Annotated in this window: 17 protein-coding genes; 6 read left to right on the plus strand and 11 right to left on the minus strand. The window is 59.2% G+C overall.

What is annotated here, in order from left to right; all coding sequences use genetic code 11:
• Positions 1-282: 282 nt before the first annotated feature.
• Both gltB and MTP39_RS08850 read left to right on the plus strand, forming a co-directional pair.
• Complete coding sequence (gene gltB, locus MTP39_RS08845) at positions 283-4,818, plus strand: glutamate synthase large subunit (protein ID WP_249240248.1); 4,536 nt, start codon at positions 283-285, stop codon at positions 4,816-4,818.
• A gap of 14 nt (positions 4,819-4,832) precedes the next feature.
• Positions 4,833-6,311: a glutamate synthase subunit beta gene (locus MTP39_RS08850; RefSeq protein WP_249240249.1), complete on the plus strand. Its 1,479-nt coding sequence runs from the start codon at positions 4,833-4,835 to the stop codon at positions 6,309-6,311.
• Positions 6,312-6,388: 77 nt separating this feature from the next.
• Here MTP39_RS08850 and MTP39_RS08855 read toward each other — a convergent pair whose 3' ends face one another.
• The 7 genes from MTP39_RS08855 to MTP39_RS08885 all read right to left on the minus strand — a co-directional run bounded on the left by MTP39_RS08855 (position 6,389) and on the right by MTP39_RS08885 (position 14,939).
• The gene (locus MTP39_RS08855; protein ID WP_249240250.1) at positions 6,389-8,095 is read right to left on the minus strand and encodes a PASTA domain-containing protein; all 1,707 of its coding nucleotides are present in this window, start codon (positions 8,093-8,095) and stop codon (positions 6,389-6,391) included.
• 169 nt (positions 8,096-8,264) lie between these two features.
• Positions 8,265-9,605 (minus strand): TRAP transporter large permease, encoded by a 1,341-nt coding sequence (locus tag MTP39_RS08860; protein WP_249240251.1) that lies wholly within the window; start codon positions 9,603-9,605, stop codon positions 8,265-8,267.
• Position 9,606: 1 nt separating this feature from the next.
• Positions 9,607-10,128, minus strand: a complete 522-nt coding sequence (locus MTP39_RS08865) for a TRAP transporter small permease (RefSeq protein ID WP_249240252.1) — start codon at positions 10,126-10,128, stop codon at positions 9,607-9,609.
• 97 nt (positions 10,129-10,225) lie between these two features.
• Positions 10,226-11,317, minus strand: coding sequence for a TRAP transporter substrate-binding protein (locus tag MTP39_RS08870; RefSeq protein ID WP_212792378.1), 1,092 nt, complete (start codon positions 11,315-11,317; stop codon positions 10,226-10,228).
• A gap of 285 nt (positions 11,318-11,602) precedes the next feature.
• Positions 11,603-12,607 (minus strand): TRAP transporter substrate-binding protein, encoded by a 1,005-nt coding sequence (locus tag MTP39_RS08875; RefSeq protein WP_249240253.1) that lies wholly within the window; start codon positions 12,605-12,607, stop codon positions 11,603-11,605.
• Positions 12,604-13,413 carry a response regulator transcription factor gene (locus tag MTP39_RS08880; protein WP_249240254.1) on the minus strand — a complete coding sequence of 270 codons (810 nt, stop codon included), beginning with the start codon at positions 13,411-13,413 and terminating at the stop codon, positions 12,604-12,606. Before MTP39_RS08880 ends, MTP39_RS08875 begins: the two co-directional genes overlap by 4 nt.
• The gene (locus MTP39_RS08885; protein WP_249240255.1) at positions 13,410-14,939 is read right to left on the minus strand and encodes a sensor histidine kinase; all 1,530 of its coding nucleotides are present in this window, start codon (positions 14,937-14,939) and stop codon (positions 13,410-13,412) included. The genes MTP39_RS08880 and MTP39_RS08885 overlap by 4 nt, the downstream gene beginning before the upstream one ends.
• Before the next feature lie 162 nt (positions 14,940-15,101).
• On the opposite strand from MTP39_RS08885, the gene MTP39_RS08890 reads away from it, so the two are divergent.
• Complete coding sequence (locus MTP39_RS08890) at positions 15,102-15,632, plus strand: YcxB family protein (RefSeq protein ID WP_249240256.1); 531 nt, start codon at positions 15,102-15,104, stop codon at positions 15,630-15,632.
• Between the two features lie 195 nt (positions 15,633-15,827).
• Here the strand turns inward: MTP39_RS08890 and MTP39_RS08895 are convergent, their stop codons facing one another.
• The 3 genes from MTP39_RS08895 to MTP39_RS08905 are packed head-to-tail and all read right to left on the minus strand — an operon-like array spanning position 15,828 to position 18,905.
• Complete coding sequence (locus MTP39_RS08895) at positions 15,828-17,414, minus strand: mannitol dehydrogenase family protein (protein WP_249240257.1); 1,587 nt, start codon at positions 17,412-17,414, stop codon at positions 15,828-15,830.
• 5 nt (positions 17,415-17,419) lie between these two features.
• A complete protein-coding gene (gene uxuA / locus MTP39_RS08900) occupies positions 17,420-18,517 on the minus strand; it encodes a mannonate dehydratase (RefSeq protein WP_015537860.1) in 1,098 nt (365 codons plus the stop codon).
• Positions 18,518-18,545: 28 nt separating this feature from the next.
• Entirely contained in the window at positions 18,546-18,905 is a 360-nt protein-coding gene (locus tag MTP39_RS08905) for a hypothetical protein (RefSeq protein ID WP_249240258.1), read from the minus strand.
• On the opposite strand from MTP39_RS08905, the gene MTP39_RS08910 reads away from it, so the two are divergent.
• The 3 genes from MTP39_RS08910 (at position 18,889) to MTP39_RS08920 (ending at position 20,857) form a co-directional block, all read left to right on the plus strand.
• Positions 18,889-20,259: a D-serine ammonia-lyase gene (locus MTP39_RS08910; protein ID WP_249240259.1), complete on the plus strand. Its 1,371-nt coding sequence runs from the start codon at positions 18,889-18,891 to the stop codon at positions 20,257-20,259. The genes MTP39_RS08905 and MTP39_RS08910 overlap by 17 nt on opposite strands.
• Positions 20,260-20,344: 85 nt before the next feature.
• Complete coding sequence (locus tag MTP39_RS08915) at positions 20,345-20,593, plus strand: type II toxin-antitoxin system Phd/YefM family antitoxin (protein WP_249240260.1); 249 nt, start codon at positions 20,345-20,347, stop codon at positions 20,591-20,593.
• Positions 20,594-20,857 carry a Txe/YoeB family addiction module toxin gene (locus tag MTP39_RS08920; protein WP_249240261.1) on the plus strand — a complete coding sequence of 88 codons (264 nt, stop codon included), beginning with the start codon at positions 20,594-20,596 and terminating at the stop codon, positions 20,855-20,857.
• A 194-nt stretch (positions 20,858-21,051) separates the two neighbouring features.
• On the opposite strand, the gene MTP39_RS08925 is transcribed toward MTP39_RS08920, so the two are convergent.
• Complete coding sequence (locus MTP39_RS08925; protein WP_249240262.1) at positions 21,052-21,789, minus strand: YebC/PmpR family DNA-binding transcriptional regulator; 738 nt, start codon at positions 21,787-21,789, stop codon at positions 21,052-21,054.
• Positions 21,790-21,870 lie beyond the last annotated feature (81 nt).

Below are 21,870 nucleotides of genomic sequence, written 5' to 3' on the forward strand. Positions count from 1 at the left end.
TGCACAACGCCGGGTGCGGCGGTTTTGTTTGTATGCCGCGCACAGCTGCGGGGGCTCGCGGCGTTTCGCACAAGAAGCAGCGCAATGTGTGTAGCATATTTGGTGCAGCTGTCACTTGAAAATTTTTCAGGAATCTGTATAATATCAGGTATCGGAACAAAGGCGTTCCGCAGGGGCATCCTGTGCCCTTGCGGGGCGCTTTTTTCTTTTTGCAAGGGGCAAAAGCTGCGGAGGGTGCCGCAGCCCCCGGTAAGCAAACAAGTAAAAAGGATGGGAAAGACTATGGAAAACTTTACAGAGCAGAAAACCACCCTTGGTCTGTACGACCCACAGTTTGAGCACGATGCCTGCGGTATCGGTGCTGTGGTGGACATCAAGGGACGTAAAAGTCACCAGACGGTGGACGATGCACTGTCCATCGTGGAGCGGCTGGAGCACCGCGCCGGTAAGGACGCCGAAGGCAAGACCGGCGACGGCGTAGGCATTCTGCTGCAGATCAGCCACAAGTTCTTCTCCAAGGTGGCCGAGGAGCTGAACATCCGGCTGGGCAACGAGCGGGAGTACGGCGTGGGTATGTTCTTCTTCCCCCAGAACGAGCACCTGCGGGCACAGGCCATGAAGCTGTTCGAGGTGGTCACCCGCAAGGAGGGGCTGGAGTTTCTGGCATGGCGCGAGGTGCCCGTAGACCCCGATGCCGTGGGTCAGAAGGCGCGGGACTGCATGCCCGCCATCTGGCAGTGCTTCATCAAAAAGCCTGCCAAGGTAAGCAAGGGCATTGAGTTTGACCGCCGCCTGTATATCGTGCGCCGCGTGTTCGAGCAGGCCAGCAACGGCACCTATGTGCCCAGCCTGTCCAGCCGCACCATCGTGTACAAGGGTATGTTCCTTGTGCACGACCTGCGCCGCTTCTACGCTGATCTGCAGGACCCGGATTATGAGTCCGCCATCGGCATGGTGCACAGCCGCTTTTCCACCAACACCAACCCCAGCTGGATGCGTGCACACCCCAACCGCTTCATCCTGCACAACGGCGAGATCAACACCATCAAGGGCAACACCGACGCCATGCTGGCGCGCGAGGAGAGCATCTCCAGCCCCATTTTGCAGGACGATATGAATAAGATCCTGCCCATCATCAACACCTCCGGTTCGGACTCTGCCATGCTGGATAACGCGCTGGAGTTCATGGTGATGAACGGCATGGATCTGCCGCTGGCTGTGATGATCACCATCCCCGAGCCGTGGGAGAACAACAAGAACATCAGCCAGAAAAAACGGGATTTCTACCAGTACTACGCCACCATGCTGGAGCCGTGGGACGGCCCCGCCGCCATCCTGTTCTCGGACGGCGATGTGATGGGCGCGGTGCTGGACCGCAACGGTCTGCGCCCCAGCCGCTATTACATCACCAAGGACGGCCGCATGATCCTGTCCTCTGAGGTGGGCGTGCTGGAATGCGACCCGGAGAATATTCTGGTCAAGGAGCGTCTGCGCCCCGGCAAGATGCTGCTGGTGGACACCGTCAAGGGCGAGGTGGTGGACGACGAAAAGCTGAAGGAGCTTTACGCCAGCCGCGAGCCCTACGGCGAGTGGATCGACCGCAACTTGGTGCAGCTGAGCGGGCTGAAGATCCCCAACGTAAAGGTGGAAAGCTACACCGGCGAGCAGCTGACCCGGCTGCAGAAGGTGTTCGGCTACAAGTACGAGGACGTGAATACCATGATCCTTGCCATGGCGCGGGCGGGTGCAGAGCCTTCCGGTGCCATGGGTACTGACACCCCGCTGGCTGTGCTCAGCAGCCAGCATCCCCCGCTGTTCAACTACTTCAAGCAGCGGTTTGCGCAGGTGACCAACCCGCCCATTGACGCCATCCGGGAAAAGGTGGTCACCTCCACCAGCGTCTACATCGGTGCCCACGGCAACCTATTGGAGGATAAGCCGGAGAACTGCAAGGTGCTCAAGGTGCACAACCCCATCCTGACCAACACCGACCTGTTGAAGATCAAGTATATGAACGTGCCGGGCTTCAAGGTTGCTACGGTGTCCATCAACTACTACAAGAATACCAGTCTGGAAAAGGCCATCGACCGGGTATTCTTGGAGGTCGACCGCGCCTACAAGGAGGGTGCGAACATCATCATCCTGTCCGATCGCGATGTGGATGAATACCATGTGACCATCCCCAGCCTGCTGGCGGTATCGGCAGTGTCCCAGTACCTCATCCGCACCAAAAAGAGCACCGCACTGGCACTGATTTTGGAGAGCGCCGAGCCCCGGGAGGTGCACCACTTTGCCACCCTGCTGGGCTACGGTGCCTGCGCCATCAACCCCTATCTGGCACACGAGACTATCGGCCAGCTGATCGACGAGGGTCTGCTGGACAAGGACTATTATGCCGCCGTGCAGGACTACGACAACGCCATCCTCAACGGCATCGTGAAGATCGCCTCCAAGATGGGCATTTCCACCATCCAGAGCTACCAGAGCAGCCAGATCTTCGAGGCTGTGGGCATCTCGAAGGAGGTCATCGACAAATACTTCACCGGCACGGTGAGCCGCGTGGGCGGCATCAGCATGGCAGACATTCAGGCCGATGTGGAGGCGCTGCATAACGCCGCCTTTGACCCGCTGGGGCTGGATATCAACATGGAGCTGGCCGACAGCGGTGCCCACAAGTTCCGCAGCGGCAAGGAAGAACACCTGTTCAACCCCCAGACCATCCACCTGTTCCAGAAAGCCTGCCGCACCGGCGATTACGCCACCTTCAAGCAGTTCACCCAGACGGTGGACAACATGGGTGCCGAGGGTGTGCATCTGCGTAGCCTGCTGGACTTTAACTACGCCGCAGACGGCGGCATCCCGCTGGAAGAAGTAGAGCCGGTTTCCAGCATCGTCAAGCGGTTCAAGGGCGCTGCCATGAGCTACGGCGCACTGAGCAGCGAGGCGCACGAGACCATTGCCATCGCCCTGAACCGTCTGGGCGGCCGCAGCAATACCGGTGAGGGCGGCGAGCCTGAGGAGCGCTACCACAGCGAGAGCAATTCCAAAATTAAACAGGTGGCCTCTGCCCGCTTTGGCGTGACCAGCAAGTATCTGGTCAGCGCCGAGGAGATCCAGATCAAGCTGGCACAGGGCGCAAAGCCCGGCGAGGGCGGCAACCTGCCCGGTGCCAAGGTGTATCCGTGGATCGCCAAGACCCGCCACAGCACCACCGGCGTGGGGCTGATCTCTCCCCCGCCCCACCACGATATCTACTCCATCGAGGATCTGGCAGAGCTGATTTACGACCTGAAAAACGCCAACCGCAGCGCCAATATCAACGTCAAGCTGGTCAGCGAGGCCGGTGTAGGCACCATTGCCGCTGGTGTTGCCAAAGGCGGCGCACAGGTCATTCTGGTGTCCGGCTATGACGGCGGCACCGGTGCTGCACCCCGCACCTCCATCAAGCATGCCGGTCTGCCTTGGGAGCTGGGCATCGCCGAGACCCACCAGACCCTGATCCTGAACGGTCTGCGCACCCGCGTGCGCATCGAGAGCGACTCCAAGCTGCTGTCCGGCCGCGATGTGGCCATCAGCTGCATGCTGGGCGCAGAGGAGTTCGGCTTCGGCACTACCCTGCTGATGGCCGAGGGCTGCGTGATGATGCGCGTGTGCAATCTGGACACCTGCCCTATGGGCATCTGCACCCAGAACCCCGAGCTGCGCAAGAACTTCAAGGGCAAGCCGGAGTACATCATCAACTACCTCACCTTTGTAGCTGAGGAGCTGCGGGAGTACATGGCAAAGCTGGGCGTGCGCACCGTGGACGAGCTGGTGGGCCGCACCGACCTGCTGCGGGTCAAGCCCGCCGCCCCGGGCAGCCGCGCCGCAGAGCTGGATCTGGACTGCATCCTGCACAACCCCGCCATTGCAAACAGTAACGTCCACTTCATCAAGGAGGACAGCTACGACTTCCATCTGGAAAACACGCTGGACATGAAGGTGTTGATGAAGAAGTTCAAGCTGGGCAGCAAGGCTCCCCAGAACGTCAGCCTGAATGTTTCCAACGTGGACCGCGCCTTTGGTGCCATCTTTGGCAGCGAGATCACCCGCAAATACGGCAACGACCTGCCGGACGATGTGTACACCGTGCACTGCAACGGTGCAGGCGGCCAGAGCTTTGGTGCCTTTATCCCCAATGGCCTGACGCTGGAACTGGTGGGTGACTGCAACGACTACATGGGCAAGGGCCTTTCCGGCGGTAAGATCATCGTGCGCCCGCCGCAGGGCATTGACTTCAAGCCCGAGGAGAACATCATCACCGGCAATGTGGCGCTGTACGGTGCTACCAGCGGCAAGGCGTTCATCTCCGGTGTGGCCGGCGAGCGCTTCTGCGTGCGCAACAGCGGCGCTACCGCCGTTGTGGAAGGCGTGGGTGACCACGGCTGTGAGTACATGACCGGCGGCACCGTGGTGGTGCTGGGCCAGACCGGCAAGAACTTTGCAGCCGGTATGACCGGCGGCATTGCCTATGTGCTGGACGAAAACTGGGACTTCTACCAGCGCGTGAACAAGGAGACTGTCAGCCTTGAGCCGGTGGAGCACAAGTACGATGTTGCCACCCTGAAGGAACTGATCCGCGCCCATGTGGAGGCCACCGGCTCTCCGCGCGGCAAGGAGATCTTGGATAATTTCAGTGCGTTCCTGCCCAAATTCAAAAAGGTGCTGCCTTACGATTACGACCGGATGCTGCGGGTCATCGCCTCGGTAGAGGAGCGTGGTCTGGACGGCGAGCAGGCACAGATCGAAGCATTCTATGCAGTGCAGAAGCATAAGTAAGGAGGGGCAGCAGCATGGGTAAGACAACAGGATTTATGGATTATGCGCGCAAGACCAGCACGGACGTTGCGCCGCTGGAGCGCCTTGAAAATTTTAACGAGTTCCACATCTGGCTCTCGCGGGAGCAGCAGCAGACGCAGGCCGCCCGCTGCATGGACTGCGGCGTGCCCTTCTGTCAGGCGGGCATGATGATCGGCGGCATGGCCTCCGGCTGTCCGCTGAACAACCTCATCCCGGAGTGGAACGACTTGGTGTACCATGGCAAGTGGGAGCTGGCGCTCCACCGCCTGATGGCCACCAACCGCTTCCCGGAGTTTACCAGCCGGGTGTGCCCCGCCCTGTGCGAGGCCGCCTGCACCTGCGGGGATGTGACCGGCAGCAGCGTCACCGTGCGCGAAAACGAGCACGCTATCATCGAGACGGCTTATGCCAAAAACTGGCTGACCGCTACCCCGCCGCCGACCCGCACCGGCAAGAGCGTTGCCGTGGTGGGCAGCGGCCCTGCGGGGCTTTCGGTGGCCGAGTACCTGAATAAGCGCGGCCACGCCGTTACGGTGTTTGAGCGCGCCGACCGCGTGGGCGGCCTGCTGATGTACGGCATCCCCAACATGAAGCTGGATAAGGCAGTCATTGAGCGCCGGGTCAAGCTGATGCAGACCGAGGGTGTTGAGTTCCGCACCGGCATGGATGTGGGCGGTGCCGTGCCCGCCGAGCAGCTGCTGGCTGATTTTGATGCCGTGGTGCTGTGCTGCGGTGCCAAAAAGCCCCGCGATTTGAACGTGCCCGGCCGGGACGCCAAGGGCGTGCACTTTGCGGTGGACTACCTGACCAGCGTGACCAAGAGCCTGCTGGACTCGGGTTTTGCAGACGGCAAGGCCATCAATGCAGCCGGTAAAAACGTGCTGGTCATCGGCGGCGGCGACACCGGCAACGACTGTCAGGGCACTGCCCTGCGGCAGGGCTGCACCGACCTGATGGCACTGGAAATGATGCCGCAGCCCCCTGTCGAGCGCACCGCCGCAAACCCGTGGCCGGAGTGGCCCCGGGTGCTGAAGGTGGACTACGGCCAGACCGAGTGCATTGCCAAGTTCGGCAAGGACCCGCGTGTGTACCAGACCACCGTCAAGGAGTTTTTGAAGGACGAAGCCGGCAACCTGACCGGTGCCGTCATCAGCTGCCTGAAGCCGGAGCGCGACCCCGAGACCGGCCGCACCAGCATGGTGCCCACCGGCAAGGAATTCACCTACGACTGCCAGCTGGCATTTATTGCTGCAGGCTTTACCGGCTGCGAAAACTACACAGCCGATGCCTTTGGGGTAGAGTTGACCGCCCGGGGCAATGTGGCCGACCACAGCTTTAAGACCAACGTGGACAAGGTATTCGTCTGCGGTGATATGCGCCGCGGCCAGAGCCTTGTGGTGTGGGGTCTGCGCGAGGGCCGCGATTGCGCCGCCGAGGTGGACCGCTGCCTGATGGGCTACACCAACCTTTAATTTGCCATTCTCTTTCCTATCCTAAACAAGCAGAAGCGGGAGCCCGTTGCAAGGCTCCCGCTTCTGCTTTTATTTTTTTAATCTGTATCGTATTCCGGCTCTGTGCTGCCCTCTGGGGGCGTTTCCGGGGTAGTGGGCTCGGTAGCGGCAGGCTCTTCCGGGGTGGCGGTGATCTGCACACTGGGGTCTGCGGCGATATATATGGTGATCACCGTACCCACCGTGACCATGGCGCCCTCTTCCTCGCTGGCAGAGACCACACAGCCCGTGGCGTAGGATCCATCATTCACCACCATGAAGCAGCTGGCCACAAGCCCCCGGCTGCTCAATATCTCAATGGCCTTATCCTGCGATGCACCGATGATCTTGGGCATCTCCACCTTCTCCGGGCCCTGACTGACCACGATCTGGATCACCTCACCGTTCTCCATCACCTCGCCGGCCTCCGGCTCCTGCCGGATGACCTGCCCGGAGGGCACGGTATCGCTGTACTCCAGCACCGCGCGGAACAGGTACATACTGGTGTACTCGCGGTTATTCTTGATCTGCTCGTAGTCGATGCCCACAAAGTTGGGCACAAGGTTCTGGGGGGGCATCGCTTCGCTGCTGGCTGCCTCCGAACTCGGCTCCGAAGAGGGCGTCTGCTCCTCTTTGCTGCTCACGATGCCCCACAGGGTGAGCAGGATCAAAATGGAAAGCAGGATCAGGATGCCCGCCAGCAGCGCCTTCAGGCTGAGCAGGTGTTCCCTGCCCTGCGGGCTCTGCTCTGCCCGCGCCGGATGCATCGGGGTCTCCGGCTTCATGGTGCGGGTCAGCTCTGCGGTATATTCCTTGGAAGAAAGCGCCTGATACAGCTGCGGCACGGTCTGGATGCGCTCCATGACCTTGAGCCGCAGCCCCAGCTGCAATACATCGGAGACATAGGCCGGTACGGCAGGCTCTACGGTGCGTGCCCGGGGGTTAGAGTCCGACACCACGCGCTGGGCGGCGGGCATGGGCGCCTGCCCGCACACCATGCGGTAAAAGACGGCGGCAAGGCTGTATTCATCGGTGTAGCGCCCCTCAAACTCGGCGGTGGTGTACTGCTCCGGCGCGGAGTAGCCCTCGTACAGCTGCTCGTGCAGGCCGCTGCCTGCGGTGCGCAGACCCACGGTGGCGTACCCTGCCAGACGGCAGCGGCCATCCGCCATTACCCGGATGTTCTCCGGGCAGATGCCGCGGTGCACCAGCCCTGCCTTGTGCATGGCCGCCACGCCCTCAAACACCGGGCGCAGCATGGCGCAGGCCTCCTCTGCCTGCACCGGGGCGGGACGGTTTTCCAGCCACTGCTCCAGCGAGGTGCCGCCTAGGTTTTCCAGCACCGCATACACGGTGTTGTTAGCCTCCACCACGTCCAGCACGGCCTCCAGACCGCTGGCGGGGGTAATGCGCTGGACGGCGCGGTACAGGTCTGCAAAATCCATGCGGGTGGTCTTGAACAGCACTTCGCTGCCCTGCTTGGGGCGCAGGATGCAGTCCGCACCCCGCTCCGCAGAAAGGGTGACAGGCAGGTACTCCTTGATGGTCACCCGGAAACCGCCCAGATTCTCCACGCCGCTGTACAGCACACCTTCGCCGTCCAGACTGCGCATCTCGCCCACGGTGTAGCGTCCGGCCAGCACCGTGCCCACCGGCAGACAGCCCGCCGGGTTGCACCCCTCCAGAATCTTCCCGCAATGGGGGCAGACGGTCGCCGCAGGCGGCAGCTCCCCAATGCAGAACGGACACAGTCGTTTTTGCTCCATAGTGTTCTCTCCCCTTCCCAGCTTCTATACACTTTATTGTATCATAGTGTTCCCCGCCGTGCAAGCTGTCCGCATTTTGGTGCAAAAGCAAAAAAGACCGGGGCCCGCAGCCCAAAGGGCTGACAGGCTCCGGTCTTATAGATGCAAGGGGTTTCCCCTTATGCTGCGCTTAGTGGATGAACACAGGACCCAGCGGGTTTGCGATGGGGCTTACATAGCCGCCCAGCAGCTTGGGGATAGCAAGGCTGATGTCGGGGACGTAAGTCAGCAGCAGCAGTGCAACGAACATGCACAGGTAGAACGGCAGGGTCGCCTTGACCACTTTCTCCATGGGGCGCTTTGCCACGGCAGAGCCGATGAACAGAACGGAGCCAACGGGAGGAGTGAGCAGACCGATGCCGCAGTTCAGAACCACGATGATACCGAACTGGATGGGATCGATGCCGATGGAGGTGGCGATGGGCAGCAGGATGGGGGTAGCGATCAGGATGATGGGAGCCATATCCATGATCATGCCCAGCACCAGCAGGATCAGGTCGATGAGCAGTGCAATGATGTAGGGATTATCAGTCAGGTCGGTGATGGCGGTTGCTGCCAGATCAGGCACATGCAGCATGGTCAGGCAGTTGCCGAACACTGCAGAGGTAGCGATTAGGATCAGCACGATGGACAGGGTGTTGACGCACTCGTCCAGAGCGTGCCACACGCCCTTCCAGTCCAGACCCTTATAGACGAACACGGAAACGAGCAGAGAGTAGATAACGGCGATAGCAGCGGACTCGGTAGCGGTGAACACGCCGCCGACAACGCCGAACACCACGATGATAACAGCGGCCAGTGCCCAGATGGAAGTGCCCAGCTGCTTGATAAAGCGCTTGATGCTGAACGCATCGCCCTTGGGGTAGTTGCGCTTGACGGAGATGATGTAGGAGCCGATCATCAGCACGATGGCCAGCAGAGCGCCGGGCAGGTAACCGGCCAGGAACAGGCTGCCCACGGAGATACCACCGGCGGTGGTAGCGTAGATGACCATGTTATGGCTGGGAGGAACCAGCAGACCCTCGCAGGAGGAGGTGATGGTAACAGCGGTGGAGAAGTCTGCGCCGTAGCCCTGATCCACCATCATGGGGATCATGATAGAGCCGATGGAAGCGGTATCAGCAGAAGCAGAACCGGAAATACCACCGAAGAAGTAGGAAGCCACGATATTGACCATGGCCATACCGCCGCGCATCCAGCCAACGCAGGCGTCAGCCAGTGCAATCAGCTTTTCAGAGATGCCGCCGGAACCCATGAGCACGCCCATGGTGATGAAGAACGGCACTGCCATCAGGCTGAAGGAGGAGATGCCCTTGACCATCAGGCGGCAGACGTCGGTCAGTGCCTGACCCTGCACCAGCATGCACAGCACGCTGGACAGGCCAACGGCGTATGCAATGGGGAAGCGCAGGAAGATCATAACAAAGAAGCTGACAAGAAGGACAATGATCGCCAGTGTCTGAACTGTCATATTACATTTCCTCCTTTACAAAAAAGCTCTTGATATGGTTATACAGAGACTCAAGCTCGAAGATGATCATGGCAACACCGGCCAGCGGCACCGGGAAGTACATCCAGAAGCGGCTCAGCCAGGGCATGGAAACATAGAAGCCACGGCCGCCCAGCGTGGTGGCGTAGTTCCAGCCGACCACCATCATGACCACACCAAGGACCATCACAGCCACGTCGGACAGGATGTCCAGCGCCTTGACCACTTTCTTGGGCAGGTACATATCAAAGGCAGTCATGCGGATGTGTGCGCCGCGGCGGATAGCCAGCGCAGCGCTCAGCACAGCCATGTAACTCATGCAGGTCAGAACGACCTCCTCAGACCAGGAGGGGTCCGGGATAAAGGGGACGTAGCGGCCAATGACCGACATCGTGGTAATGAGGATATCTGCGATCAGCAGGATCTTGCAGATGAACAGAACCACCTTGTAGGTAAAGTCGTACGCCGGTTTGATCTTATCCAGAGTGGTAAAGATTTTCGGCATAGAAATTCCTCCATATAAAAGCCCGGCGAAGCCTGCGGGCGTATTCCCGTGGGCCTCCGCCGGGCAATGTACTACTTGGATCGGATGGAAAGCCAGCTTATGCCTTCATGTCCAGCAGCTTCTGGTACAGCTCAGCCTGATCAGAGGTGTTGTCCTTGATGACCTTAGCGCAAGCTTCCTGCCAAGGAGTCTTGTCGTCCACATCCACAACGTTGCAGCCGGAGGAACGCAGCTCTTCCAGAACCTTGTTCTCAGCGGTCTCAGACAGATCAGCGTTGAACTTCTGGGTGTCGGCAGCAGCAGCCATAACAGCAGCCTGCTGGTTAGCGGTCAGCTTGCCCCATGCGTTGTCGGTGATAACAGCCTGCACAGCGCCCAGAGTGTGGCCGTCCAGGATCAGGTTGTTAGCAACCTCGGGGAAGGCGTTGGACTTGTAGTTTGCGATGGGCTGCTCAGCGCCATCCACAACGCCGGTCTGCAGTGCGCTGTACAGCTCGCCGAAAGCAACGACGGTGGGGTTAGCGCCCAGACCCTCGACCATGCCGTTCATAACGGGGTCGTTGGACACACGCAGCTTCATGCCCTTCAGGTCGCCGATAGCAGCAACGGGCTTGACGGTGAAGAAGTGACGGAAGCCCTCCTCGCCGTAGAACAGGCCGCGAACGGGCAGGCCCAGCTCCTGGGGCTCGTTCAGGAACTCAGGAGCCAGATCGCTGTTGGCAAAGTTCCAGAAGTGAGCGCGGTTGTTGAAGGTGAAGGGGATGGACAGCAGCTTGGACTTGTTGCAGCCGTAGCTGGTCAGAGCGAAAGCAGAGATACGGCTGATGTCGATGGAGGTAGAGCCGCCCAGAATAGCGTCCAGAACATCGTTCTCAGAGCCCAGAACACCGGAAGCCTGCACGTCAACGACCACAGAACCGCCGCTCAGCTCCTCGACCTTCTCCTTGAAGTGAGAACCGGTCTGACCAACGATGGTATCCAGCGGGTTGACCTCGGCGTAGACCAGAGTCACCTTGGGATCGCTGGCAGCAGCAGCTGCATCACCGGCAGCAGCAGAAGAAGCTGCGGTAGAGGTGGAAGCAGCGGTAGAGGTGGAGCCGCTCTTGGAACCACCGCAGGCGGTCAGAGCAACAGCAGCGGTAGCTGCACCGGCAACGGCCATAAAGCTACGACGAGAGATCATTTTCATAGGAATCGTCCTCCTTAAAATAATTGTGAAATTCTCCGGGCGCACAGGTGCCGGAGCTTTCGTTCATTGACTGTACACACTTTAGCAAATTTTCCGAAATGAAACAAGGGCTTTCGAAAAATGTCCTGTTTTTCGAAAGAATGTCAAGATAGTTTTTGCCATATTGCACAACTGCTTTCTGTCTTGTTTGTGCAACACTACTGACCAGTTGGATACATTTCTGTATTTATGACAAAAATAACACCCCGAAAAATGTCCGTCCGGGCACTTCTCGGGGTGTCTTTTTCAGCTTTTCTGTATCCGGTCGATCAGTTCCTGCTGGGCAGAGAATTCATCATACATGGGCTGCACCGCTGCGCGGAAGCGTGCTTTTTCGGCATCGTCCAGCTCGGTGACGCAGATGCCCCGCTTGCGCATATTCTGTTCTGCGTTTGCCTCCCGCCGTGCCCAGAGCTCCCGCTCTGTCTGTGCGCTCTCCCGGGCGCAGGCGCGGATCACCTCTGGGAAGCTTTCGTCCAGCGCGGCAAGTTTTTCCATTACCGCCGGGCTGGCCAGCTGCACCTCCGGCACCCGGGTGTGCTCGTCCTTCAGGAAAAAGGGTGCCACCTCGTAGTGTCCCATCACCTCGTAGCTGGGCCAGTTGTTCTCTGCCCCGTCGATTTCGGCGTTATGCAGGGCGGCATATACCTTGCTGTACACCACCTGCGCCGGCTTTGCGCCCAACGCGGTGATCATGTCGCTCATCATGTCCGACTCCTGCACCCGGATGGTCAGCCCCTGCAAATCATCCAGCCCGGTCACCTTTTCCCGGGTGTAGAAGCTGCGCACACCGGCGTCGAACCATGAAAGCCCTACTAAGTCCATCCCGTCCAGCATGGCCAGAAACTCGTCCCCGATGCTGCCGTCCAGCACCCGCCACATCTGCTGGGCATCGCTGTACAGGTAAGGCAGCTGCAACACGCTGAGCTCCGGCTCGTACTCTGCCAGCTGGCTCAGGGACACGCGGGAAAAATCCACCCCGCCGAACTGCATCTGCTGGATGACGCTCTGCTCTGCGCCCAGTTCTGCCCCGCTGTATACCAACACCTTCACCCGGCCATCCGTGCGCTGCGCCACAAGCTCGGCAAAGGCCTTTGCCGCCTTGCTGGTGGGGTAGTCCTCTGGCTGGTTCTCCGCATAGCGCAGAATGAGCGGCTTCTCCTGCTGTGAAGAAGCAGGCTGCGCCGCACAGCCTGTAACTGCCAGCGCCGGGGCTGCCGTAAGCAGACGCAGCAGCTGACGGCGGGTCACAGCCGCGCCTCCCGGGCTGCCTTTGCCGCTTCCTTCCGGTACTGGGTGGGGGTCATGCCGGTGCGCTTTTTAAAGGCACGGGCAAAGTAGCTGGCGTCCTCGTAGCCCACCATGGAGGCCACCTCCGCTGCGGAGCGGAAGGGGTCGGACAGCAGCTCCTTGGCGGCGTTGATGCGCAGCTCGGTCAGGCAGTCCAGAAAGTTCATCTTCTGGTACTTTTTGAACTGTGCCGAAAGATACGCCGGGCTGATGTGCAAGATCTCACTCACACTGTCCAGCGAGAGATCAGCCATGTAGTTATCTTCCATATACTTGCGCACATGATCCATCACCAGTGCGTTGCGGTCACTCTCCCCTTCTTCGGCAAGGTCGGTCTCCTGTTCCGGGGCAGCTTCCGGCTCCGGCGAAGCCAGCTCGGCCAGACGGCGTCCGGCTTCAATTTGCCGGATAGCGCGACGGATGGCAGCCTCGGTCTCGTCCGGGTCCACCGGCTTCAGCAGATAGTCACAGGCACCCAGATGCACTGCCTCATGGGCGTACTGGAACAGGCTGTACGCCGTGATGAAGATCACCTTGCACTCCGGGCGCTGTTCCAGCACCGCGCGGGCGGCATCCAAGCCGTTCATGCCCGGCATCTCAATGTCCATCAAAATCAGGTCTGCTTCCCAGAGCACGGCAGTATCGGCGGCTTTGCGGCCGTTTTCCGCCATCTCCACCGTCACCTCATGCTCAAACCGGCGCATAACGATATCCGCCAGCGCCTCCCGCTCCATCCTCTCGTCATCCGCGATCAACAGACGAATCATTCCTCAAATTCCTCCTCATTCTCCACCAGCGGCAGATACAGGATCACCGCAGTTCCCCGCCCCGGCCGGGAGCGCACCACCACCCGGCAGCGGGCATCCAGCAGCCGCAGGCGGGCGGCCACGTTATAAATACCGATATGTTCCCAGCGGGGTGCGGGCTGCTCCAGTGCCGTGCGCAGCTGCTGCAGCTGCTCCGGCTCAATGCCCATACCGTTGTCCAGTACCCGGATGCACAGCAGACCTTTTTCCCGCAGAGGGATCATACGGATGCGCACCACGCCGCCCTCTTCCTTGGGGCAGATGCCGTGCTTGAAAGCGTTTTCCACGATGGGCTGCAAGATAAAGGACGGCACCATGGTCTCGGTGAGGTCCAGTGAATCCGAGAACGCCCACTGCATCTGCACCCGGTCGCCAAAGCGCACATGGTAGATGGAGTAATATTCGTCCACAACGCGCACCTCCCGGGAGAGGGGCACCTGCTCATCGTTGCTCATCAGGCTGTAACGCAGCAGATGGGAAAGCGCCATGATGAGCGCCTGCGTGCGGTAGGCGGACTCTGTGCCCGCCATCTGCTGGATGACGTTCAGGGTGTTGAACAGAAAATGCGGGTCGATCTGGCTGCGCAGCTGCTGTAACCGGCTGCGCTCCATGCGGTTCTGCAGTTCCAGCGCCTCGGTTTTTTGGCGGTGCAATTCCCGCTCGATCTCGTTTTTCTCCTGTAAGGTACTCACCTGCTGCGCCATGGAGTGCTTCATGCGGTTGAAAGACTCCGCCAGCTGTCCGATCTCCGGCTGCTTGGGCAGCGGGATGTCCGGGGTGTCGAACTGGCTGCGGCTGATGGCACGGGAAGCCTCAATCATCTGAGACACCGGGGTCAGCAGCTGCATGACCATCAGACCGGAGGCGCAGCCCAGCGCCACGCACAGTGCTACCACCACGATCTGCATCAGGGCGATCCGCTCGCCCAGCTCCGAGATCTCGGTGTAAGTAGTCTGGGCATCCAGGATCGAGGCTTTCAGCAGCTGCATGGTGTACTGGCTCAGATACCCGCCGCAGACCGACACCTTGTTATAGTACAGCTGGGACGCCTTTGCCTCCTGTCCGCTGGAAAGGTAGCTCTCCAGCTCCTCCAGCAGGGTGTTGTAGCTGCCGTAGGTAGTCTCCACCGCGCCGTACAGCACCCACTGCTCATCGCTGACGTTCTGCAAGCCGTCCATATTGGATCGGATACGCCACAGCCACGCGTTGCTGGTGGAGCAGGCTGCCCGGAGCTTTTCCAGCATTTCCTCGGTCTCGCCGTTCTCCCAGCGGTATGCTTCCAGAATGCTGATGGAGCTTTCCACACCGCCCTGAAAGCGGCTGATGGCGTTAAAGTTGCCCATCTGGTCGTCCTGCACCTGCTGCACCGCCCGTGCCTGATAGCCGTTGAGGGCAAGCTGTAATGCAAAGGCCGCAAAAAAGGCTGCCAGACACAGCACCATGCGCTGCTTGAGCGTAACGCTGCGCTTCCAGTTGCGCTTTTCCATGCAAGGCTTCCCCCTTTTTCGTTAGATAATATCCGTTGGATAATATCTTATTCTACCACGCCTTGCGGGCGGTTTGCAAGCCGGATGCACCGCCGCCGGTGCATCTTTTGCTTGCTTCTTGCCGGTAAATGTGGTACTATGCCCAAAAAGGAGGGTAACTTTATGACCCAGAATCTTTGCGTTTCCGTTCAGATGGACGAAAAAAGCTTTCACGATTTTGCATCTTTTGACCTGCTGCACCACAACAAGGGCTGGCAGCGTCCGGCGGTGTTCACCGCCATTCTGCTGGTGTGCGCCGGCATCTGCCTGAGCCAGATCGGCAAACGGGAGGGTGCCGGGCTGCTGACCGCCGTGCTGGCCATTGTAGCCATCGGTCTGCCCGCCGTATACTTCGGTACCTTCTTTGCCAACCTCTCCAAGCAGATCAAAAAGCTGGGTCTGCCCCGCCCCTTCTACCGGCTGGAACTGGACGCCGCCGGGCTTTCGGTCTGGATGGCCGGTGAGCAGAACAAGGCCGAGCCCACCAACCGCTACACTTGGAACACCGTGTACTGCGCCTACCGCACGAAGGAGGCGGTGTACATCTACGTCCAGCGGAATCAGGCCTATCTGCTGAACGAAAGCATGGATGCCGCATGGAGTCTGCTGGGCAGTGCCCTGCCCGCCGCCAGCCTGCACGACTGCCGGAAATAAGGGCACCGGAACGATTTCAATGCGCTCCGCTTTGCTCTGCGCATGAATAGCGGAAAATTATGGTTCTTTTGAAAACCCGGAGCGTCTGCGGACGCTCCGGGTTTTCATTTTACATAACAATTTTTACAAAACAAAAACCCACGCTGCGGCAAAGCAAAAGCGCAGCGTGGGTCACGGAAATAGCGTTATAAAGTTTTAGCGGGCGAGGGTGTACTTGTGCAGGGTCTTGCGCACTGCGCCGTTACCGGCGTACAGCTCCTTGACCATGCCCTCGATCTTTTCGCCCAGACCAACGGCATACAGGTCCACACCGAACACGTCGGCACGGCTGTACAGAGCCTTCAGGCAGCTGAAGTCCTGCTCGCCTTCCTTGACCTCCAAGGGGTTGACGATGGCCTGCAACTCAGCCAGCAGCGGATCAGGAGAGATCTCGAAGGGCTGGCCGTTGTCGTCGATGCCCTTCAGGTAGCGGGCATAGCCTGCCAGCACCAGCGGGATCAGCACGAGGTTGGACTTGTCCAGACCGCGCTCCTCGTAAGCCTTGATGGTCTCGCCGAAGCGGATAGCCAGCTTCTGGGAGGTGTCGGTAGCGATACGCTGGGGAGCATCGGGCATGAAGGGGTTGGGCAGACGGCGGTTGATGACAGCGCCGATGAACTCGTAGGGGTTCAGCACGCCGGGATCGACCACGACAGGCATCGCCTCGATATAGCCGATCTTCTGGATGAAGGAGCGCAGATCCTCGTCTGCCATCTCGGCAGAGATGAGGTTGTAGCCCAGCATGCAGCCATAGATGGACATGGCAGTGTGCAGGGGGTTCAGGCAGGTGCAGACCTTCATCTTCTCGATCTTGTCCACGGTCTCGCGGTCGCAGTACAGCACACCGCCCAGTTCCAGCGGAGGACGGCCATTGGTGTAGTGGTCCTCGATGCACAGGTACTGGGTCTCCTCAGCGTTGACGAAGGGAGCGGTGAAGGTGTGCTTCTCGGTAACGATGGTGTAGTTATCCTCAAAGCCGTCCTTTGCCAGCATCTCCTGCACCTTTGCGTCCGGGCGCGGGGTGATCTTATCGATCATGCTCCAGGGGAAGGTAATCTTGGTCTCGTCCTGCACATAGGCCAGGAACTCGGCGGGCACCAGACCCTGCTCCACCCACTTGGATGCGTAGGCGTGGACAGCGGTCTTGACCTTATCGCCGTTGTGGGAGCAGTTATCCATGCTCTGCACGGTCAGGGGCAGCTTGCCAGCCTTGAAGCGCTCGTACAGCAGAGCGGTGACCTTGCCCATGGCCAGCACGGGGGTCAGACCGCGCTCCAGATCAGCGGGAGCAACGCCGTAGCCCTTCTCGGTGATGGTGAAGGAGATCATCTGCAGGCTGGGGTTCTGGAAGATCTCGACCAGACGTGCCCAGTCAGCGCCGAAGGAGTAGTCAGCCTTCAGGCTCTCGGTAACGGAGGCGATGACCTTCTTCTCGATCTCGCCAGTGGACTTCAGGCAGACCAGCAGGCTCAGGTTATCGTAGGGCTGGTAAGCCTTGTCGATGATCTCGTAGTCGAAGCTCTCGGCCACGATAACGCCGCGGTCGTACTTGCCGCTGTTCAGGGCATCGTTCAGCACGGCAGCGGGGAAAGCACGGAAGATGTTGCCTGCGCCGAAGTGCACCCAAGTGGGCTCGGCGTGGGTCTTGGCCTTGACGGCCTCAATGTCGAATTTGGGCAGCTCGTAGCCCTTTTCTGCCCACTCGGCGGACAGATTGCCGTTTTTGATATCAGACAGCTTCATAGTAATCAGCCCTTCTTTTCTTCATCCAGACGGTCCAGCAGATCCCAGATACCCAGCATATACTGGATGCCCAGAGCACGGTCATACTTGCCATAGCCGGGGCGGCAGACGCCGGGGCCTTCCTCCCACAGCTGACGGCCGTGGTCGGGACGGATGTAGCCCTCAAAGCCGCAGTCATGGTAAGCGCGCATTACCTCAATGATGCCGGTCTCGCCGCAGCAGTCGCGGTGCGCAGCCTCAGAGAAGTCGCCGTTGGGGAAGTGATGGATGTTGCGGACGTGACCGAAAGCAATGCGGTCGCAGTGCTTGCGGATGATCTCGGCACAGTTGTTGTTGGGGTTTGCGTTCAGGCTGCCGGTGCACAGGGTCAGGCAGTTGTACGGATCGTCTACCATCTTCAGGAAGCGGTCGATGCTGGGTTCGTCCACCAGCAGACGGGGCAGACCAAAGATATCCCAAGGGGGATCATCCATGTGAATGGCCATCTTGATGTCGCACTCGTGGCAGGTGGGCATCAGAGCCTCGAGGAAGTACTTCAGGTTCTCCCACAGCTTCTCCTTGGTGACAGGGGCATAGGCCTTGAACAGCTCATCCAGCTTTGCCATGCGCTCCGGCTCCCAGCCGGGGAAGGTCATGTTGTACTTCTCGGTAAAGGACATGATGTACTCGGCCATAGCCTTGTAATCGCCCTTGATCTTATCCTTCTCGTAGAACAGTGCGGTGGAGCCGTCGCCTACCGGGTGGAACAGGTCGGTGCGGGTCCAGTCGAAGATGGGCATGAAGTTGTAGCAGATGACCTTGACGCCGAACTTGGACAGGTTGCGGATGCACTGCTTGTAGTTCTCGATATACTGGTCGCGGGTGGGCAGACCGATCTTGATATCGTCGTGCACGTTGACGGACTCGACAACATCCATATCAAAGCCGTAGGCGTGGATCTGGTCTGCAACCTTCTGGATCTCGTCGATTTCCCAGATCTCGCCGGGCATCTTGTTGTGCAGTGCCCAGACGATGCTGGTCACGCCGGGGATCTGCTTGATGTCGCTCAGAGTGACGGGGTCGTTGCCCTCGCCATACCAGCGCCAACCCATTTTCATAGGCATAGAGAAGTTCCTCCTGTCGTTTTTTATCTTATGGCACGCGCAGTACGCCTGCACGTTCTTCTTGCTTATATTCTAATATATCAGTTACAAAATAGCAATACGCGCAATGCCAATTTTTTGTGTTTATTCTTGTATACTTTACACAAAAACGGCAAAATGCCAGTTTTTTAACAAGGTTTTTGGGCAGTGTGCCACTCCCTTTCCAAGCTTTTCCTGTTCCCGCGGTCAGCACATCGCAGCGCTCTGACCCGCCCGGCGCAAAGCGCGGCCGGTTGACAATTCCTGTAAAAACCTTTATATTCAAGACACGCAGCGCTCCGCGAAAACCGCCGGGCGCATCATCTGATCCTATATATAAAGGAGGATCCGCTATGGTTTCACCTGCCAAGTGCATTGCCGGGCGTTCCGTTGCCGATTGGATCGCGGCATACCCCGTGGTCTCCGACCTCTGCGCCCTGAAGGAAACTGCATGGGTAAACCCCGACAAGCTGCCCTTTGCACAGGCTGCGGCTGCCTGCCCGCTGACCCTTGCCGATATCGAGGACGCCGCCGCACGGCTGGAGCGGTTTGCGCCCTACCTTGCCGCCGTCTTTCCCGAGACCGCTGCGACCGGCGGCATCATCGAATCTCCTGTTCAGCCTATCCCCCGGATGCAGCAAGTGTTGGAAGAGCGCAGCGGCACCCGCATCGCCGGGCAGGTATGGGTCAAGCTGGACAGCCATCTGCCCATTTCCGGCTCCATCAAAGCCCGGGGCGGCATTTATGAGGTGCTGAAAACTGCCGAGGACATTGCCCTGCACAGCGGGATGCTGCACCTGACCGACAACTACGCTGTTCTGGCTGAAGAGCGCTTCCGCAAGCTGTTCTCGCAGTATTCCATCGCGGTAGGCTCTACCGGCAATCTGGGGCTGTCCATCGGCATCATGAGCGCGAAACTGGGTTTTCAGGTCACTGTGCACATGTCCGCTGACGCGCGGCAGTGGAAAAAAGACCTGCTCCGCAGCCGGGGCGTCAAGGTGGTGGAGTACGCCTCCGATTACAGCATCGCCGTGACCGAGGGGCGCAAGCTGGCGGCGGGCGACCCCTACTGCCATTTTGTGGATGACGAAAACTCCAAGACCCTCTTTCTGGGCTATGCTGTGGCTGCACTGCGGCTAAAAAAGCAGCTGGACGCGCAGGGCGTCACCGTGGACGCGGAGCATCCCCTCTTCGTCTATCTGCCCTGCGGCGTGGGCGGTGGCCCCGGCGGCGTGGCCTTTGGCCTGAAGATGCTGTTCGGCGATGCCGTGCACTGCTTCTTTGCCGAGCCAACCCACTCCCCCTGCATGATGCTGGGCATGGCTACCGGCGAAAACAGCCGTGTTTGCGTGCAGGACTTTGGCATCGACAACCGCACCGCCGCCGATGGCCTTGCTGTGGGGCGCGCCTCCGGCTTTGTGGGCGGGCTGATGCGTCCCTTTATGAGCGGCTGCTACACCTTGCAGGACGAGCGGATGTATACCCTTCTGGCACAGCTGGCTGACGCCGAAGAGCTTTTTCTTGAACCCAGCGCTCTGGCGGGAATGTACGGCCCGGTGCTCACCCAGCCCGGGCAGTTGCTTGGTGCTTACACCGAAACTGCCTTGCCCGCCGGTGCGCTGGCAAACGCCACCCATCTGGTCTGGGCCACCGGCGGAAACATGGTCCCCCGGGAAGAAATGCAGTGCTACTACGCAAAAGGTAAGGCGCTGGCACAGGGGTGACCGTGTGTCATGTTTCGATTGCCGAACGCATATTGACATTCTTACAAGCGTACGCTATACTGTACACGAAAGGAGTGATTCTACGATGACCACTACAAATATCACGAATTTCCGTAAAAATGCCTTTGACTATGTAGAGCAGACCATTAAATACAACCAGCCCGTCAACATCACCACCAAGGACGGCAATGCCGTACTGCTGTCTGAAGAAGATTACAGCGGCATCATGGAAACGCTGTATCTGGTCTCTGCACCGGGTATGCGTGAAAAGATCATGGACGGAATCGCCACTCCCCTCGCAGACTGCGTAGACGAAACGGCGGTGGAGTGGTAAATGTACAAAATCCTTTATACCAAAACCGCTGCAAAGGACGTACCAAAACTGAAGTCTGCCCATCTGGATGAAAAGGCAAAGGCACTCATTGAAATCATCCGTGTTGATCCGTTCCGGAACCCTCCCCCGTACGAAAAGCTGGTGGGTGATCTGAACGGTGCATACAGCCGCCGCATCAACGTCCAGCACCGCCTTGTTTATCAGGTCTATGAAAAAGAGCAGACTGTTAAGATCCTCAGTCTGTGGACGCGCTATGAACGATAAAGCCACTGTCACTCCTTCGGAAAATCCATTCTCCGATGAGGATATGCGTGCAGAGTACGATTTTTCTGATGCCAGAAGGAACCCTTATCCACACGCCATGCAAGAATAGCAGACAAAAGCCGCCTTTCGTGCCTTGCAGCACAAAAAGCGGCTTTTTATCGTCTTATTTCAGGAGCAAAGAGCCTTGCGGAAGCTTATTCCGGCAGATTCTCTTCGTTCTCGAGAGAGTGCCAGACGTTCTGGACGTCGTCGTTATCCTCCAGAGAATCCAGCAGCTTGCCCATCAGCTTCAGCTGATCGGGGTCGGTCAGACGGGTGGTGGTCATGGGCACCATGGCCAGATCGTCGGACAGGATCTCGTAGCCCTTCTCTTCCAGAGCCTTGACCACAGCGGAGTAGTTCTCGGGATCAGTGGTGACCTCGGCTGCATCCTCGCTGGCATCAAAGTCCTCGGCACCGGCATCCAGAGCATCCATCATAGCCTCGTCGGCATCCTTATCCTCCAGAGAGATGTCGATGACACCCTTCTGGTTGAACAGGAAAGCCACGCAGCCCATAGCGCCCAGATTGCCGCCGTTCTTATCAAAGTAGTGGCGCAGGTCGGCAGCGGTGCGGTTGCGGTTGTCGGTCAGGGTCTCCACCATGACTGCCACGCCGCCGGGGCCGTAGCCCTCGTAGGTGATGGCCTCGAACTCGGTCTTGTCGCCGCCCTCGGCCTTCTTGATGATACGCTGGATGTTATCGTTGGGCACGCTCATGCGCTTTGCCTTGGCGATCAGATCTGCCAGCTTGCTGTTGGAAGCCGGGTTGGGGCCGCCGTCACGGACGGCAACGCTGATCTCGCGGCCGATCTTGGTAAAGACCTTGGCACGGGCGCCGTCAGTCTTTTCCTTCTTGCGCTTAATGTTGTTCCATTTGCTATGTCCAGACATGGGAAAGAGCCTCCTAAATTTATCGGTATCTCCGCCTGCGGGCAGACGGGCTGTGGTCGCCCGCTTGTGGCAGCACACAAA

Source organism: Faecalibacterium sp. I3-3-33, assembly GCF_023347295.1.
GTDB lineage: Bacteria > Bacillota > Clostridia > Oscillospirales > Ruminococcaceae > Faecalibacterium.